At 46.7% G+C, this 16,960-nt stretch carries 9 protein-coding genes; all 9 read right to left on the bottom strand.

From position 1 onward, the window contains the following. Positions 1 to 267: 267 nt before the first annotated feature. Positions 268 to 2,316, bottom strand: coding sequence for a type I pullulanase (gene pulA / locus NZ043_RS02100; RefSeq protein ID WP_339310460.1), 2,049 nt, complete (start codon positions 2,314 to 2,316; stop codon positions 268 to 270). 171 nt (positions 2,317 to 2,487) lie between these two features. Next, a complete protein-coding gene (locus tag NZ043_RS02105) occupies positions 2,488 to 5,772 on the bottom strand; it encodes a DUF5704 domain-containing protein (protein ID WP_339310462.1) in 3,285 nt (1,094 codons plus the stop codon). Between the two features lie 407 nt (positions 5,773 to 6,179). Next, positions 6,180 to 7,448, bottom strand: coding sequence for an S-layer homology domain-containing protein (locus NZ043_RS02110; protein WP_339310464.1), 1,269 nt, complete (start codon positions 7,446 to 7,448; stop codon positions 6,180 to 6,182). 346 nt (positions 7,449 to 7,794) lie between these two features. Further along, on the bottom strand, positions 7,795 to 9,306 hold the full coding sequence (locus NZ043_RS02115; protein WP_091027735.1) for an extracellular solute-binding protein: 1,512 nt from the start codon (positions 9,304 to 9,306) through the stop codon (positions 7,795 to 7,797). A 219-nt stretch (positions 9,307 to 9,525) separates the two neighbouring features. Beyond that, positions 9,526 to 10,638, bottom strand: a complete 1,113-nt coding sequence (locus tag NZ043_RS02120; protein WP_339310467.1) for a glycoside hydrolase family 88 protein — start codon at positions 10,636 to 10,638, stop codon at positions 9,526 to 9,528. 23 nt (positions 10,639 to 10,661) lie between these two features. Then, positions 10,662 to 12,161: an extracellular solute-binding protein gene (locus NZ043_RS02125; RefSeq protein ID WP_339310469.1), complete on the bottom strand. Its 1,500-nt coding sequence runs from the start codon at positions 12,159 to 12,161 to the stop codon at positions 10,662 to 10,664. Positions 12,162 to 12,222: 61 nt separating this feature from the next. After that, on the bottom strand, positions 12,223 to 13,095 hold the full coding sequence (locus tag NZ043_RS02130; protein WP_062835838.1) for a carbohydrate ABC transporter permease: 873 nt from the start codon (positions 13,093 to 13,095) through the stop codon (positions 12,223 to 12,225). A 45-nt stretch (positions 13,096 to 13,140) separates the two neighbouring features. Further along, positions 13,141 to 14,094 (bottom strand): sugar ABC transporter permease, encoded by a 954-nt coding sequence (locus NZ043_RS02135; protein ID WP_017686861.1) that lies wholly within the window; start codon positions 14,092 to 14,094, stop codon positions 13,141 to 13,143. A gap of 281 nt (positions 14,095 to 14,375) precedes the next feature. After that, positions 14,376 to 16,712: an AraC family transcriptional regulator gene (locus tag NZ043_RS02140; RefSeq protein ID WP_176872517.1), complete on the bottom strand. Its 2,337-nt coding sequence runs from the start codon at positions 16,710 to 16,712 to the stop codon at positions 14,376 to 14,378. Positions 16,713 to 16,960 lie beyond the last annotated feature (248 nt).

Consider the following 16,960-nt stretch of genomic DNA (forward strand, 5'->3'; position numbering starts at 1 on the left):
TCAATTGGTTGAGATTAAAGTGCACCAACAGGTGCACAGCATAAAGAAGGTCAGACATGACAATGTATAGTCCTGCGACCCAGGCAATGGTTTCTGAAGCATCAACAAATCCCCCTTTCATACGGGAAAGGGGGATTTGTTTTATCTCAATTTATTTTATTAGATTTGATTGGATATCTTGAACGTGGCCTTGTTAGCGATTTTACTAATGTTTACTAATTGTTTGTTGGCAGCCTTCAATTCAATTCTTGGCAAGCATGGTTTTCATCAGGCATTGGAATACATCACTGTTATAGATAGTGCATTCACATTTACCTCTCCGTCCTGTACGCTACGTATCGTATCAACGCCTGCTTGTCCTTTCTCTACAATCACATTCCATGTCCCTGTGGGAACAGCGATGTCACGGTTTTCTTTCGCAGCGTTATAGATGACAACAATGCGTTCCCATGAATCGCTGGCTGCTGTACCGTTCAGTTCATAGGCTAGCAACCCATTGCCTTTTTTTATTAGACGAACATGCTTCTCGATCTCTTCCCGTGTACGAAGCCGAAAGGCTGGATGTTCTCGCCGAAGACGGATCAGCCCACGATAATAATCAAATACCGGCTTGAACAGCTTCTTCTGCTCCCAATGTATGGCATTGACTACGTCCCCACTCTGGTGGCTGTTGGCGTCCCCATATTTGCTGCGAAGCAGCTCATCTCCAGCCGCGATCAGGGGGACACCCTGGGAGGTTAGAACGATACCATTGGCAAGCAGACAACGCCTAACGGTCTCATTCTCCAGAATGTGTTCCGAATCGATCTTCAGGTAAGGCTTAGCCTTCTCTACGGCCTCCTCCACACTCTGGCATCCACGAATACTTCCATCCTCGTCATAGGTGAGGAAATTCAAGGTATCGTGGAGTCCTTGTGTACGTGCGACTTTGTCCCACAGGTTAAGATTATCATGCACTGTTACATAGTTAATCGTCTCGGATGGACCATCCGTAAAATCTTGAATGGCTCCCCGGACGCCAGTCCACAATTCGTCTTCTTTTCCGTCCGCACCCGTCGCGAATCCCGTACCCATGCCATCGCTGTCTCCCTTGATCACTCCACGGAAATTATCGTTAAACACAGCAAAACCCGACCTGCGCTGCGTTCCTTTTAGGGTCATATCATCCCCAAGCGGTGAATCCAGTGCGCCCCATGGTTCACCATATAACAATATGGAAGGTGAAACATCTGTGTGCAATTCCGCTGCAAGCTGTTTCATCGTAGTTGTGTCGATCAGGCCCATGAGATCAAATCGAAAACCGTCCACATGGTACTCCTCTGCCCAGTAACGGACAGAGTCGATGATAAACTTACGAACCATGGTGCGTTCAGTAGCCACTTCATTACCCGTACCTGAACCATTGCTATAGGTCCCATCGGCGTTTTGTCGATAGTAGTACCCGGGTACCAATTTTTCAAAAGAGCTGCCTGCCGTATCAAACGTATGATTATATACCACATCCATAATGACACCTATTCCCTTATTATGAAGGGCAAGCACCATTGATTTAAACTCACGAATTCGTGTCTCCGGATCATTTGCACGTGATGCATAGGAACCTTCCGGGACATTGTAATGAAGTGGATCATATCCCCAGTTATAGTTGGACGCATCAGACGTATCACCATCCACCCTGGATTCATCCACCGTCGCAAAATCAAATACAGGCAGCAGATGCACATGGGTAATCCCGAGTTCAACCAAATGATCGATCCCCAGTGTGTTGCCCTCCGAATCACGCAGACCCGTCTCGGTAAAAGCCATGTATTTGCCTTTATTCGTTATACCAGATGATGGATGAATGGAAAAATCACGTACATGCAGTTCGTACAGGACTGCATCTACAGGACTGGTCAATTCCGGACGAATATCCTCACTCCATCCCTTCGGATGTGTCTGCTCCAGTCTTACAATTACACCCATTTCTCCATTCATGGTCACTGCTCGTGCGTAAGGATCTACAGCATGGGTTGAATGTCCATCTTCGAAAGTAGGCTTGTACATGTAACGGTAGCTACTTAAATCGCCCTCCAGTTCCAGAACCCAGACGCCTTGTTCTTTCTTTTGCATAGGTAACGCCTGCTGTTTCCGTTGATTGGGCTCTTCCTCCGGGGTCCCCCCTGTCAAAGGTGGATACAGAAGTAGTTCCATCTGAACTGCTAACGGTGACCAGACTTTGAAGCGACAGGCTTGTGCTTCTAATGTGACACCCAGATCTCTTCCTTCGTATGTATCTTCTGAAATCAACATATCCTGCTTATTCTCTTCAATCATATGTGTGGTTCCCCTCTCGTTGAGAAAATTAATGAATATGGATGGAACGAATGCTCCTTACCCTTTATACCCGTTCTGCTGCCCAGCCATAATCCAAATTACACAAAAGAAGACAAACGTCATGTAGATTCACATTACGCCTGCCTTCTTTATAAGTAAAACGATATCTCTCTAATGTGGTACCTGGGATTGGAAATCATTACGGCTGGATTGATCGGCATGGTACAAAACCACGTCCCCATCTTGCATCGACCAGCTTCTCCCCTGACCATCTACCGGGCTGTTATCAAAACCTTCCATTTGCCATTGATTCATCAACGGTGCATGAATATATTGCAGATGTGGTGCATTCGTATTGCCGCTGCGCAAAGTTTCGATATTGAAGTTAACCACAATGTAACCGTCCCTCAGAAATACCGTTGCCTTCTCATCCAATTGATTTTGTCTGGCAAGTGACTCGAGATCGGTTCCTTTGGGCACTGCATATACATCTGCTGGCAAGCTATATTCCCCATACCAGCGCTGAATCGCTGCATTCGCCCGATCTACATTAACACTGGAGGGAATATCTGTTTTTGGGCCAATGAGTGTGCGGATCTGTGAAGGAAGAATCATCCAGTCATAACGACCTACCCACGTTTTATGATGAGAGGTCTGATCCACGAAACGAACCATATGTTCCGCCATTGTACCCTGATTACGTTCCTCCGCCGACAGTTCATAGGTATACTGATAACGCGCTGTATCACCCAACTCCGTACCGGGGACATTCCGCAACCGTGAGTTCAGGACAACAAAACATTTTTCTAAATCTTGTGCCGATCCGATACGAATGAGTCGATCCTGTCCTCGATGGTAGTATAAATCCACTTCTTGCCGGGTGGTGCCATCTTTACTCACAAAAGAGAACGTCGGCGTGATTCGTATACCATCCTGTTTCCCAAACATATTGCCCTTGGTTTTCAGATCAAACTTGAAATGGTAACCTGTCTTCACTGCAGCATTTCGGAAACCCTGTACCGGATGACTGCCGGGACGAATAGGCAGTACATAGGGAGCCAAGTTACCTCGGGGATCTCCGTCAATACCGTTTCCTCCGGTCCAATAGCTCACACCCGTTGGTTCCGGGCTGCCCATCCGCTTGCGGAACACATTCTCCCAGTTGTAGTCTGAAATATCGGTAATGTGAAAATCATACAACCTTCCGATAACCTCTACAGCAACGGTATCTGCTGCGACATGATGGCTCAGATTCGTATTGGCATCCTGTTGTTCTGTGAAGTTTGCCGGTGCATTTTCGGCGATATTACGAAACTCGATCTGGTAATTTCCTTCATCTACCCATACAGGAAGATAAAAAGGGGTGTCCAACTGATTTACCGGAATATCCACCCATGTCAGGGCCGGAATAAACTGACTTCTGGCACCGTTATAGACATCAAATGGGAAACGAACCTGTTTGATCCGGAAATATTTCGCATAATCATGGTTTCCATAACCTGGGTAACTCGCTACATCCAAATGTTGACCTGAGGTCGGTATCCGCACAATGAATGGACGTTCTAAAATAAGTGCAGCTCTGGTCGGATCAGGCGTGGTCTTCTGGTTATGCGGCTGATCATCTGACACCCAGGCATAGTTCACAACTGGAGTGTGTACCGTCACCGAGTTGATGCCCAGAATGGGGAACTTCTGATCCTGCCCTCCGTTAACATTGCCAGGGAGCAGTCCATACGTTATCTCACCCGTGGTCGGCTGGTTAGCTTTGTTCATCAACGTGTTCTTGATCGTAAGCCGGTTCTGGTACAGAACATCGTCTCCGATCATGCCAGGCTGCGGGATCGTCCCAGGTCTTGGAGCTGTTTTCTCCACAGGAGCAGGATCAACAATCGTTGCTCCATTAAAGGCTACCTTGTCGTTATTAACGGTGTTCTCTCTAACCTCCGCTTCAGCTTCAGATTGAAACAATGACGTTTCATCTGGCGTAGAGGGTTCAGTAGAACCACCTGGGACCCCTTTGATGCCAAGATCAATTTCTCGACATGGTGCAGGTTTCACATGACTGGTAACCATAGTATCCATAGCCGATTGCAAAGTCGGTGGTGTATATGCAATGGGCATAAGGGTCACGGTGTCACGATAACCGCCTAATGCATAGTTAGAGACCTTAGCCTCATTTAACTTGTATACCTCCAGGTTATCGATCTGCCAATAGCTATATGTCCTTGTTACTTGCATCGTTTTATCCCCAGGCACATCACGTTCTCTCGGCTGAGGAGGTGTTCCTGGATCCCCCTCACCACTAGATGCTCTTCCCGGGATCGTCCAGGTTTTATGATAAACCCTTTTCACTTTAACGGTGTAAGTCACCGTCCCTGTCATATTAACCCAACGGTGCTGAAACAGATATTCCTTGGCCAAGACATTGGCATAGAGATCTTCCGAAGTCGGAATACCACGGGTAACATCGAACTTCTCAGATCCCCGATCGTCTGCCTTCAACACACCTCGAACAGACGGGTCCATAACCGATGCTTCAATAACTGTGCCTCTACTCGGTGGGCTGATGGTCACAGGGCAAGCGTTCGCAGGGTCGCCCCCCGGATCGCCATCATTACCACCTTCTCCATTATCTGTACAGTCCTTCACCTCAAGCACCTGAGTTCCTTGTTCATCCAGTTGCTGAGCTGAATCAAGAAAATGGGCTTTGATGGTAGTACTACCCACGATACCTTTTGTCGTGATTTTGCCATCAGCACCAATCGTTGCCACAGCCGGATTCGAGCTCTGCCACGTCAATTTGGGATGAGCCGTCAGTTTATGAACAGAGCGATCCGGTTTGGTTAAAACTGCTTCTGCCTGTAAAGGTGTCGTATTGGCCTTACAAGCATTCGGCAGATTCACAACGAGTCCTGGCTCAGACGTGACTGTTATGGTGGCGGTATCCGAGATCAGATATGTACCATTGTTCCAGATCGCACGCACAGTGACCGTGCCCGGACTTTCGGCCGTTAACATCCCTGTTTTGAGCTCTATACTCGCAATCGTCTCGTCAGAAGAAAACCATTTGATCTCCGCTTCCCTTCGGGATACGTCGATGCCCTCACCAAAAGTTGTCGCACCATAGCCTTTTGTCTTCACCAAGGCTTCCATCTGCTGGGTTTGCCCTATGGTAAGGGTTGAATCTGGGGTTACATCGATTTCTTTTTCTTCGTGAATCTTACCTTCCCAGAAGATGCTAACAGGGGTGTGGTATACCATCTTATATTTGGGTTTATTGCCTGGCCTAGTCCCATAAGGTTCCCTTTCAAAGAACTCAAACCCCTTGCCAGTATATGTTCTAAGATCCGCATTTTTTTCACTTGTAACTCTTGGACTACCTATTCCTTCATAACTATTTACCTGCTGATATTTTACACCATCAGGATCGTTCTTTAACTTAATATCAGTTACCATTTCCTTATCAATTCCTATACCTCTATATGGCTTCCAACTTAGTGGCGGCCATCTACTCATATCAACATTATCAGGAATTTCTGTTTTTACAGGGTATGCATCATAATCAGTTCCTCCGTTATCCACATCTTTGTGTGTGCCTTGATATTCTGCCCTAAATTCTCCTGAATCAAGTTGATACCAGTAAACTCCCGGTGTTCCTTGAGTTGGGTTTGCATCGACTGTTACTGCTGGCCCTTTCATGGATTTAGGACCATATTGTTCTTCTAAGGCATTAGCTTTAGGAGTATCAGATGTGCAGTAATAGACTGGTATCATCATAAATATAATTATTAAGACTTTATATAAACTGTTTAAACAATCTAATAGATAACGTTTAATATTAAATTTAAACACCACCAAAAGTTCTATTGATAGATTTGAACTTCTTTACCAGCATCATTCTTTAACATATATCCGCCTTTCACAGGATCCAGAGTATGTGATGACCAAAACTTAGTAGGCACTTCTTGCTTCAACATCGCATTTGAATCGTCTGGTAAAGTAATAAACCCTTTTTCTTTCAAATAGCTCACATTAAATAATCGTTGAATTGGAATAACTATATTATCATTCGCTCTAGCAATAGTTAAAAGATTTGACTTATCAAGTTTTGAAGTAAACGTTATCTCAGCGTAGGTAGAGAAGCGACCTCCTTGTGCCCTAGTCAAGTTGTTTGGATCTACAAATAACATGGCGTACAGTCCCTTGGGCTTACCCCCTCGAGTATCCACTACTATAAATCTATGGTACCTTACGACCCCCACATTATTTTTCAACGTGTACTCTGTGTTAACTATATCTCCGAAGTTCCCCTTGATATATTTGTAATTACTAATCGTCGTTAAATTCGTACCCGTCGTGCCAACCTCTCTCATTTCATTCAGGTCACTATACTTCCCGGCATCCGTGCCCTCTACGTCCATATAACGCAGTAAAATGGCTGATACTTCTGCACGAGTGGTAGAATCCGCAGGTTTTAATGTACCATCCTGGAATCCACCGACAATGCCTGTCCCACGAACAAGGGCAAGATACGGAATCTGCTCGGCACGAATGGTGCCGCGGTTCACTTCCGGTGTGGGGAGCAGCGTATTTTTTGTATCGTTAAAAGCATCCTGAAAGCTGCTACCGGACTTAATCAGTCCATTGGCAATCCATTTCATCATCTCGTAACGCGTTAACTCCGCATTTGGATTGAACCCTTTGGCGTAATCGCCCGCGTTAATGAACCCTTGTCCTACAAGCTGGCTAACCGCCGATTCAGACCAATGGCCCTTGAGATCAGCAAAGGGATTCTGCCCCTCCACCTTCTCCAGTCCAGTCGCGCGGGCGAGTATTGTCGCATATTCCCCACGCGTGATTTTGCCATTGGGACGAAACGTTCCGTCCTGGTAACCAGAGATCAGATTTTTTTCATAAGCTTTGGCAATTGTCGCTTGAGCCCAGTGACCCTTGATATCCTTGAACTTGCTAAGGGCAGTGTCACTTGTTCCCGATGCAGCCTTCGCTGTTGACGTCAAATGTACGGGGCCAATCGGTAATAGTGTTGCTGCCAATACAGCTGTCGTTACCAACCCGACGATCCAAACATTCCGTTTTTTCTTCTTCTCATGACCTTCAATTCGTTTCTTCAATCTACTCACGCTCCTATGTACCTTAGTATGGGGATGCTTTACTTGGTCAACCTAATCACTTCTCTCCACAACCAAAACCTAAATTTGACATAATAATCAATATTCTACCATGTAGTACTAGGCTATTGGTATTATTTTTCGTCCATCCCCATCCATTCAAGGCCTGCAACACTCCTTCCACAGACCCACTTTATTTGCTTAAAACACAAAAAAGGCCATGAATCCGCAGATTCATAGCCTTATGCTTTAAGGGTGTGGTCTTTCGTATGATATTGGAAAAATGAACTCACTCATAGAATAAACCATATCATTCCATTTGATCAACCTTTTTTTACTTCAGCCAGCTTTATTTTCCGTTCAATTCCTTATAGGACGCTTCGAGTTCCGTGATCAATTGATCACCACCGGCTTTTCTCCAGCTTGCGATTTCCTGCTCCCAACCTGCATCATCGATTTTACCCATAATGTACTTGGTCTGCGCATCCCAGATCATCTGATCCAGCTCCTGACCACGCTCGGTATAGATCGCTGAAGATAATGTAAGTGCCGGATTGGCAATGGCGTACTGCTCATTCTCACGCGCCATCTTTGTACCTTTCATACCAATGGGAACATCAACCAGTTCAGGCACGTTATAACCTTCAATGCTTAACAAATTATCCCGATATGGCTTTACTTCACGCTGATAAGCGTCAAAATCTTTGAGTTCGGTTTTGCCATCAGCCGTCTTGGTGTAGTGCACATCAAGCAATCCACGGAGCTGCAACGTGCTCAATTCCTCGTCCATTAACTGGTCCAGGAACGTGAGAACTTGTTTCAATTGCTCCTCATCGGTAACGGACGCTTTCGGGATGACCAGCATTCCGTAGTTTCCTGGCTCCCCGGCGATACGAATGCCGTCGGTCCCCTGGAACGGAGCCACATCAATCTCTCCATCCGGAGCATTAGGCGTAAGCCTCTGCTGAGAGGACTTTCCGTTCTGGGCCACACCGTTAAGCTTCATGCCAACTAGACCCGAATCCATTTTTTTGTCCGCATCAGAAGGGTCCAGGGCAGGGAAATCACTATTAATCAGTCCTTCGCTGAACAGTCGCTTGAAGAGTTTCATTGTGTCCACATATTCGGTGGTCAAAAACTCCGGGGTCAGTTTCCCAGCATCATCCACACCCCATTTGTTGACACCGCCAATACTTACAGCAATCCGGGTCAGTGGGGAAGAGACGCCCTCATTATACTTTTTGAAGAGCAGTGCACCGTACGTATCTTCTTTACCATTCCCGTCAGGGTCATCCTTGCGAATAGAGCGCATCACTTCATACCAGTCATCCAGCGTTTTTGGTATATCCAGCTTCAACGTATCAAACCAGTCCTTGCGATATACGATCGCAGTCCGTCCAATATCCCGGAAGTTCGGAATACCGTAGACCTTGCCTTCAATTTTGATATTGTTAAAATAAGCTTCGGATTGGGCAGACAGGTTTTTATAATCCTTCAGGTACGGCCCCAGTTCCCAGAACAGTCCCGTTTTGGCGGCATTAAACGTTGTCGGCACATAATTCACACGCATAATGGTTGGCATCTCGCCTGAAGCAACCATAACATTCACCTTATCATCAAAAGCAGACTGCGGAATCCACTGTACATTAACATCCGTATTGGTATATTCCTCAATCTTCTTTTCAATCCCGTTCTCCTTGGCCGGTATATCACCTACCTGCATTAAAGAGATGGAAATGGGAAGTTTACCTTCCCCTGCAGCAGGTGCTTTTTCTCCCCCGCAACCTGCAAGCAATCCAGCGGACATTGCACCAATTACAACGATTCCGCCTAAACGGGACATTGGACCTTTTGGACTCATGAACCATCTCTCCTTTTGGATAAGGTTATGTACACAGACCACTCCGATGACAGAACAACCTTCAGATCGCTGTTATCCCCAGATTTTTTGATTCCCTTTTAAAAAGGGGAAAATCCGGGGATAAGCCTATGCTTCCGATGCAGCTTTCTTTCAGAAAGCTTTTAGGCGAACGCTTCGCTTCCTCAAGTTATTTCTGTCCTCTACGTTCTCATGTACATGTTAGTTGGACTTGTAAAGTTCAATCTCCACTCCTGCCAAAATGAACGGAGCGACCGATTTCGGATCATTGATCCGAATGGACTCGGTCACATAATACTCATAGGACCCGTCACGATACGGGCTTCCTCCGAGACCTGCTCCGCCATTACACTGCGTCAAGGAAAGTACGCCTTCACGGTCCGTTTGCAGCAGATGCTGCACCAGACCCTGATATCCTTTTTCAGCAATCGCTTTGAACTTGCCACTCAGATACCCTCTACGCACACCTTTGGCCAATGCATAGACAAACATTGAGGTCCCGGAAGCCTCCAGATAGTTCCGCTCACGTCCCGGTTGATCCAGCAGATGTGGCCATAGTCCGGTCTGCTGATCCTGCACATGCACTAGTGCGTTTGCTACCCGTTCGAATATACCCACAATTTGCCCGCGCTGCGGATGATCTACCGGCAGATAATCCAAGGTATCCACAACCGCCATCACATACCAGCCCATCGCCCGACTCCAGACATGTGGAGAACATCCGGTCTCTCCCGAACTCCAGCGCTGCTCTTTGCTCTCATCCCAGGCATGGTACAAGAGACCGCTACGTGGATCACGTGTACGTTGCTCCACCAACAAGAGCTGCAGAGCCGCCTTGTCAAACCACTTCTCTTCACCCGTCACTGCGCCATACTGGGTCAGATACGGAGTAGCCATGTACAATCCATCCAGCCACATCTGGAAAGGGTAAATCTTTTTGTGCCAGAACCCGCCTTCACTCGTATGTGGCTGTCCCTTAAGCTGAGTCATAAGCAACTCCGCAGCTTTGCGATACTTCTCTTCTCCCGTTTTCTCATGTAACAGGAACAGCGATTTCCCCTGATTGATCTGATCCAGGTTATATTCCTCAACCGTATAGGAGCGAATGGAGCCATCTTCCTGAACAAAATGATCCATCAACTCACGGATGTAGTCAAAATACTTTTGCTCCCCCGTGTGCGTATACAGCTCCTCCAGTGCTTTCAGCAGGCAGCCATTCTCATAATGCCAAGTGGAGTACAGCTCATGGTTGCGATAACTTTCCATGAACTGCTGTGCCATGCGCACCGATGTGAATTGCAGTGTTTCTTTCATGATCAAGCCTCCGCTTCTGGCTCTTATTGAGCCTGTTTTTTATAGTCTTCGGCATATTCCTCACGAATCTTGTTTCCACCCGCATTGCCCCAATTCTCGATTTCCTTTTCCCAGCCACTTTGATCGATCTTGCCCATAATGTATTTGGTTTGCGCATCTGCAATTACCTGATCCAGATCCGCCCCACGGTCGCCATAGGTCGGAGAGTATAACGTCAGCGCAGGGTTTGGCACAGCGTGCTCCGCCAGTTCCTTGGCAAGTGCCGTACCTTTTTCACCCAGTTCGGTATCCTTCAACTTCGGTACGTTATATCCTTCGACATAAGGCAGGTTGTCACGGTAAGGCTTCACTTCACGCTGGAATGCATCGAAGTCACTCATCTCCACCTGATCTTCGCCCACTTTGGTGTAATGTTTGTCTTCCATACCACGCATCAACAAGGTCGCCATCTCAGGGTCCATCAGTTTATCCAGGAAGGAGAGCAGGTTTTTGAGTTCTTCTTCCGATTTCACCGTCGATTTAGGGAATGCCAGGATTCCGGAGTTACCCGTCTGTCCTGCAACACGATCTCCGTTCGCTCCAAGCAAACCAGCGATGTCTACCACACCATCCGGATTGTTTTTGGACAAACGCTCTTGCTGACTTTTTCCGTTTTGAGCAACACCAACACGGATACCGACAACACCGGAATCATACTTTTTCTCCGCTTCCGTAGAGTCGAATACGGCAAAGTCTTGGTTAAGCAGTTTCTCATCGTACAAACGTTTCAGCAGATCCAGCACCTGCATATATTCCGGTGTCATGAATTCCGGCGTGAAGCTGCCATCATCCTCGACTTTCCACTTGTTAGGTGCACCGAAACTTACGCCCAAGCGCGTCGTGAAGGAATATTGGTCCTCATTATATTTTTTGAAAAGCATCAGTCCAAACGTATTATCCTGACCGTCTCCATCCAGATCGGAGGTTGCCAGTGTTTTAATCGTTTCATACCATTCATCCGGTGTCGTTGGCACCTTGAGATTCAGCTTCTCGAACCAGTCCTTGCGATAGATCACTGTAGCCCGCGCAATATCCGAGAATACAGGAACCCCGTAGATTTTGCCTTCTACCTTGATGTTGTCAAAAAAACGCTCATTCTGTGCCGACAGATTTTTGTAGTCTTTCAGCAATGGGCCAACTTCCCAGAACACGTCATTGCGCATCGCGCTGGTCACCGTTGGGTTATATTGCACCTTCACAATTTTCGGCATATCGCTTGAAGCGATCATCACGTTAATTTTGTCATTATAGGCCGAAGCCGGAATCCACTGGATATCCAGTTTGGTATTGGTATACGCTTCAATCTTTTGCTGAACTTCATTGCCTTTGCTTGGTACATCACCCACCTGTGCAATGGCTATGGACACATTTTGTACGCCACCCTCGGCAGCCTGACCCTCGTCTGATCCGCATCCTGCCAGCAAACCTGTCACCAGTGCCAGTGTGCTCAAGACAGCTACGGCTTTCTTTTTTGTTGCTTTCATAACATGAAAACCTCCCTTTTTTATACAGTCATACTGAACTGACTTTGAACCATGTGACGACTCAACCTTTCACCGAACCCAGCATCACTCCTTTTGCAAAGTGCTTTTGCAGGAATGGATATACCAGCATAATCGGGATCGTGGAGAATACGATAACAGCCATGCGAATGGTAAGCGGCTGGATCTCGGTCTCTTCGATACTCGTGTCTCCGATTCGGCTCTGTGCCAGAATGACAATCTCACGCAGCCAGACTTGGACAGGCCACTTCTCACTATCGTTGATATAGATAACAGCGCTGAAGAAACTGTTCCAGTGGGCCACCGCGTAAAAGAGTGAAAATGTCGCCATCGCTGGCATGGACAAAGGCAGAACAATCCGGAACAATACGCTGACATCGTTACATCCATCAATTTTGGCTGCATCCTCCAGTTCGTCGGGAATGGCCTGGAAGAAGTTTTTGAGTACGATCAAGTTGAATGCACTAATAGCGGTAGGCAGCATCAGCGACCACAACGTATCCGTCAGGTGCAAGGATTTCACGACAAAGTATGTTGGAATCATCCCGCCACTGAAGAGCATCGTGAACAACACACCGAGCAAAATGGGCTGGCGTCCACGCAAATATCTTCTGGAGAGCGGATACGCCATAAGTGATGTAAACAGCAGGTTAATGAAGGTACCGATCACCGTAATATAGACCGATACACCCAGACTGCGAATCAAGGTATCTGTAGAGAAAATGTAACGGTACGCAGCCAGAGAGAACTCTTTTGGAAAAAGAATGAATCCTCCCTTAGCCACTTCATGTGGACTGGTAAATGAGACAGCCAAAATATAAATGAACGGGATGACCGTCACGATACCAATCAACAGCAGCAAGCCGTGATTCACAAAATCAAAGATCCGGTTGCCCCACGTTTTATCCTGTTGCATCTTAATGTTCACTCCTGTCTGGTGAAGAACGTCTGCCCCCAAAGGTTAGTAGACGCCTTCCTCCCCGAATTTTTTGGCCAGCGTATTGGCACCAAGGACAAGCGCCAGCCCGACAACCGATTTGAACAACCCGACAGCAGCACTATAACTGTACTGTGCCTGGGTAAGACCCTTCGTGTACACGTAGGTATCAAATACCTCGCCCACATCCCGGTTTGTCGGAGTTAGCATCAGGAAGATCTGTTCAAATCCTGTATCCAGGAAATTGCCCAGACGCAGAATGAGCAAAATGACGATTGTACTGCGAATGGCTGGCAACGTAATGTGCCAGGTTTGGCGCCAGCGATTGGCACCATCAATCCGTGCAGCTTCATAGAGCTGTGTATCAACACCGGAAAGCGCAGCCAGGAAGATAATTGTGCCCCAACCAACTTCTTTCCAGATGGATTGTCCGACAATCATCGTTCGGAACCATCCGGGTTCAAGCAGGAACGCCACCTTTTGTCCAGTCAGGTTATAGAGCAATTCATTAATTGCACCACCCTCGGTTGTGAACAGCATGTAGAACACACCGACAACAACAACCCAGGAAACAAAGTGTGGAACATAGACGAGAGTTTGCACAAATCGTTTGAAGCGTTCACGACGAACTTCATTCATCATGAGTGCCAGTACAATCGGCAGTGGGAAAAAGAACACAATGTTATAAATGGCTAGCAAAAACGTATTCCGAAATAATGTCCAGAACTGCGGTTCTCCGAAGAAACGCTGGAAATGTTTGAAGCCTACCCAGTCACTTCCCAAGATGCCCTTGTAAGGCGTGTAATCCTGAAAAGCCATCGTGATGCCATACATGGGTATGTATTTGAAAATAACAAAGTAAAGCACACCCGGTATTAACATGATATACAGCCACCGGTTTTTGATAATGTCCCTCCACAGCAGGTTTTTGTCACTGCGGGTAGCGGGCCGTGTTCGAGCCGCCGTTTCGGCTTTCATATTGTCTTCCTCCCCACATTGGAAACGATTACAAAATATCACTTCCTGAATTCATGTCTTCATTGTGGAGGATAAACGAATGACTGGCTATCGTCTCGTTTTAGCCTTTTGTTTTTCCTTATGTAGCAAGGGTTTAGTCCATTTCCCTCACAGAATCTAAAGGCGCAATGGACTGCTTTCAACCTCCATATTCCTGTCTTAACTTTATGGAGGAAAGTGGTCTTCTTCCTTCATCCGAACATAAAAAAGCCTGCCTGCCATGGCGGGCAGAGCAGGTTGTTTTATCGCTGCTGCTCCCGGTACTTGCCGGGGGTTGTTCCTGTGATTTTGCGAAACGTACGGATAAATGCGGTTGGATTGGTATAGTTTAATTTCTCGGCAATCTCTGATATTTTAAGATTTGTTGTTTGCAGCCAGGTCTTCGCTTTTTCCATACGATACTCTGCAAGATATTCCGTAAAATTGACTCCAGCTTCCTTCTTGAATACCCGACTGAGGTAGACAGGGTGAAAATTAAGCTCAGCGGCACAGGCTTCCAGCGATAATTCACGGTCATAACGTTCCTCGATCAAGCGAATCATGCGTCTCGCAATATTCATGTATTGGGATTCTTCCTGTTCTCGCCAGAAACGGATGACGGGCAGGAACAGCCGCTTGCGGAACCAATTGGTCATTTCGTCCAATGTGGACAACTTCAGCAAATGTGACATGGATGCTTTTTCACCCAGTACTTCAGCCACATCTCCACCTTGCTCCTGCACAAGCTGATATACACGAGACAATAACTGAACCATAATGACGGGGTATTCACTGAAATGGAGTTTTTTGTCTGCAAGCAGCCCCAAATATTGCTTAAAGTAGGCGTCCGTCTTCTCCTCATCTCCTTGCTTGAGCGCAGACGCAAGCTGATCCTCAATCATACGTAACTGGGTATACAACGCGGCCTCCATCTGACCACGTGGCTGAATATCCTCGTAATGCAAAATAATACGGCTGCCCAGACTTACCCGGCCCTGCAGAGCCTCTCGGCTCTCTTGAACAGCTCTTGGCGTATCGCCGATACAAGCGTAGGAACGACTGATACCGATACTTACGGGCAGATTCAGATAAGTCACGACACGTTCGCGAATCCAGTCTGCCTGGGTATGCATCCATTCCTTCAGCTTCACCTCATCCGTGAGTTCGGAGGCAAGTACGGTGACCTGAGCATCATCCAGCATGACCGGGGTGAACCGAACTGCCGAAGGGAGTAGCTCACCTACCATATTGTTGACAGCAAACAGCAGCAGATCGCGATCCTGTTCCTCATATCGTGTCCCTTCCAAGGTATCGATCTGGAGCATGAGTACGCCAAGATTTGCCCACCCTGTCGGGAAATCGTACAATTCTCCCTGATATCTGAAATCCTCTTCCGAGATTTTGCCTGTGAGCAGTTTGGTCATAAAAAACTCCTGGAGGTGCACATGCTGCCCCTTCATCTGCTCACGCATCGTTTTCTCCGAGCTGAACAAGGTTGACAATTGCTCCTCAATATAGATAAATTCATCCTGTCGGCGTCCTGACGGAGCAACTGGGGAATCCAACCCCTTCGTAAATTGCAGCAGTCTGGAGATCGGTGAGTACATCCGCCGACTGCCGTATATGGCGAACAATCCCGTTACACATAACATGACCAGTGTAGCGATACCGGTAACCAATGCAATTTTCTGTGACTGGGCCGTAATCTGTCCAAGAGATACAACGGACACGTATAACCAGCCATTGAGCGGAGATTGCCTATAACTAACCGCCACTTGATTACCTTCCACCTCCGCACTGAAGAAACCCTCTGACTGGGCCGTCGTTTGTACCATTTCCTGAATTTCCTTATTCAGCGCGTCATATTTCCCGCCTTGCTGCATATCGTTCAGAAAATACTTCTGCTCCCGATCCAGAACGTACATATCTCCAGAATTCGTATTTCGGCTCAAGTAGGTACTCAGTTCCGTATCGGCGATATCTATTACAAGAAATCCCTTTGGTTTCACATTGGTTGGTATCATCGGGATTTTGAATACCATACTGACCACATTATCCGATGATATAAGGGTAGGTGCCTGTTCGGGTGTTAGTTCACCCATACCTGCTGACACAGGTACACTTTCTTTGGCTGAACTGGCATTCTGAGTGACCCAGAACAGGCTGTTGGTATAACTTAGGTAGGAGCCAATTCGGTCTCGAATGCTGAAATCATCCAATTTGCCAAAAGAACGCATGGACACGACCCAATCTTCATCCAGATTAACCAGATAGGCTTGGTCAATGTTCGTAACCGCTTGCAAGTTGTTAAAACCGGATGTCAGATCACGAATCTCCTGAAACTCGCTGCTGTCTAGTGGTTTCTTCATCGCTTGTAGTACCAGGGGCGAATTAACATACTGGATGGATGATAATTGCAGGCTGCGCAGAACTTGTTCTACCCTCATTTGGGTCTGATGTAATATCTGAAGATTGCTCTCACGCACTTTCTGTTCAATGTCACGTGATGCAATCGTATACGAGACCGAACCAATAACAATGACCGGAAGGGCTCCGAGGATCAGGGTAAAGCAGAGCAAACGCAGTAAATACTTAGGCAAGAAGAGCATCCTCCTTTATACATATGTTCATTAAATTAAATCGCTTTCATTGGATTATTTTACTATTGTTATTTTAAAACCCATTCTTATTCAAGTCCACTCATTTATTCTAAAGGTTGACTTCAAACCAATTTCCAGTTTATATTGGTTGCATATTCCTCAATCAAAGGAGAGATTTTTAATGTCGGTGAATGTTCTTAACTAACCAAGTTTCATATTCAGGAGTTTGGCCTTTCATTGCGCTTGTG

The organism is Paenibacillus sp. FSL k6-2145, from assembly GCF_037976585.1.
Taxonomy (GTDB): domain Bacteria; phylum Bacillota; class Bacilli; order Paenibacillales; family Paenibacillaceae; genus Paenibacillus.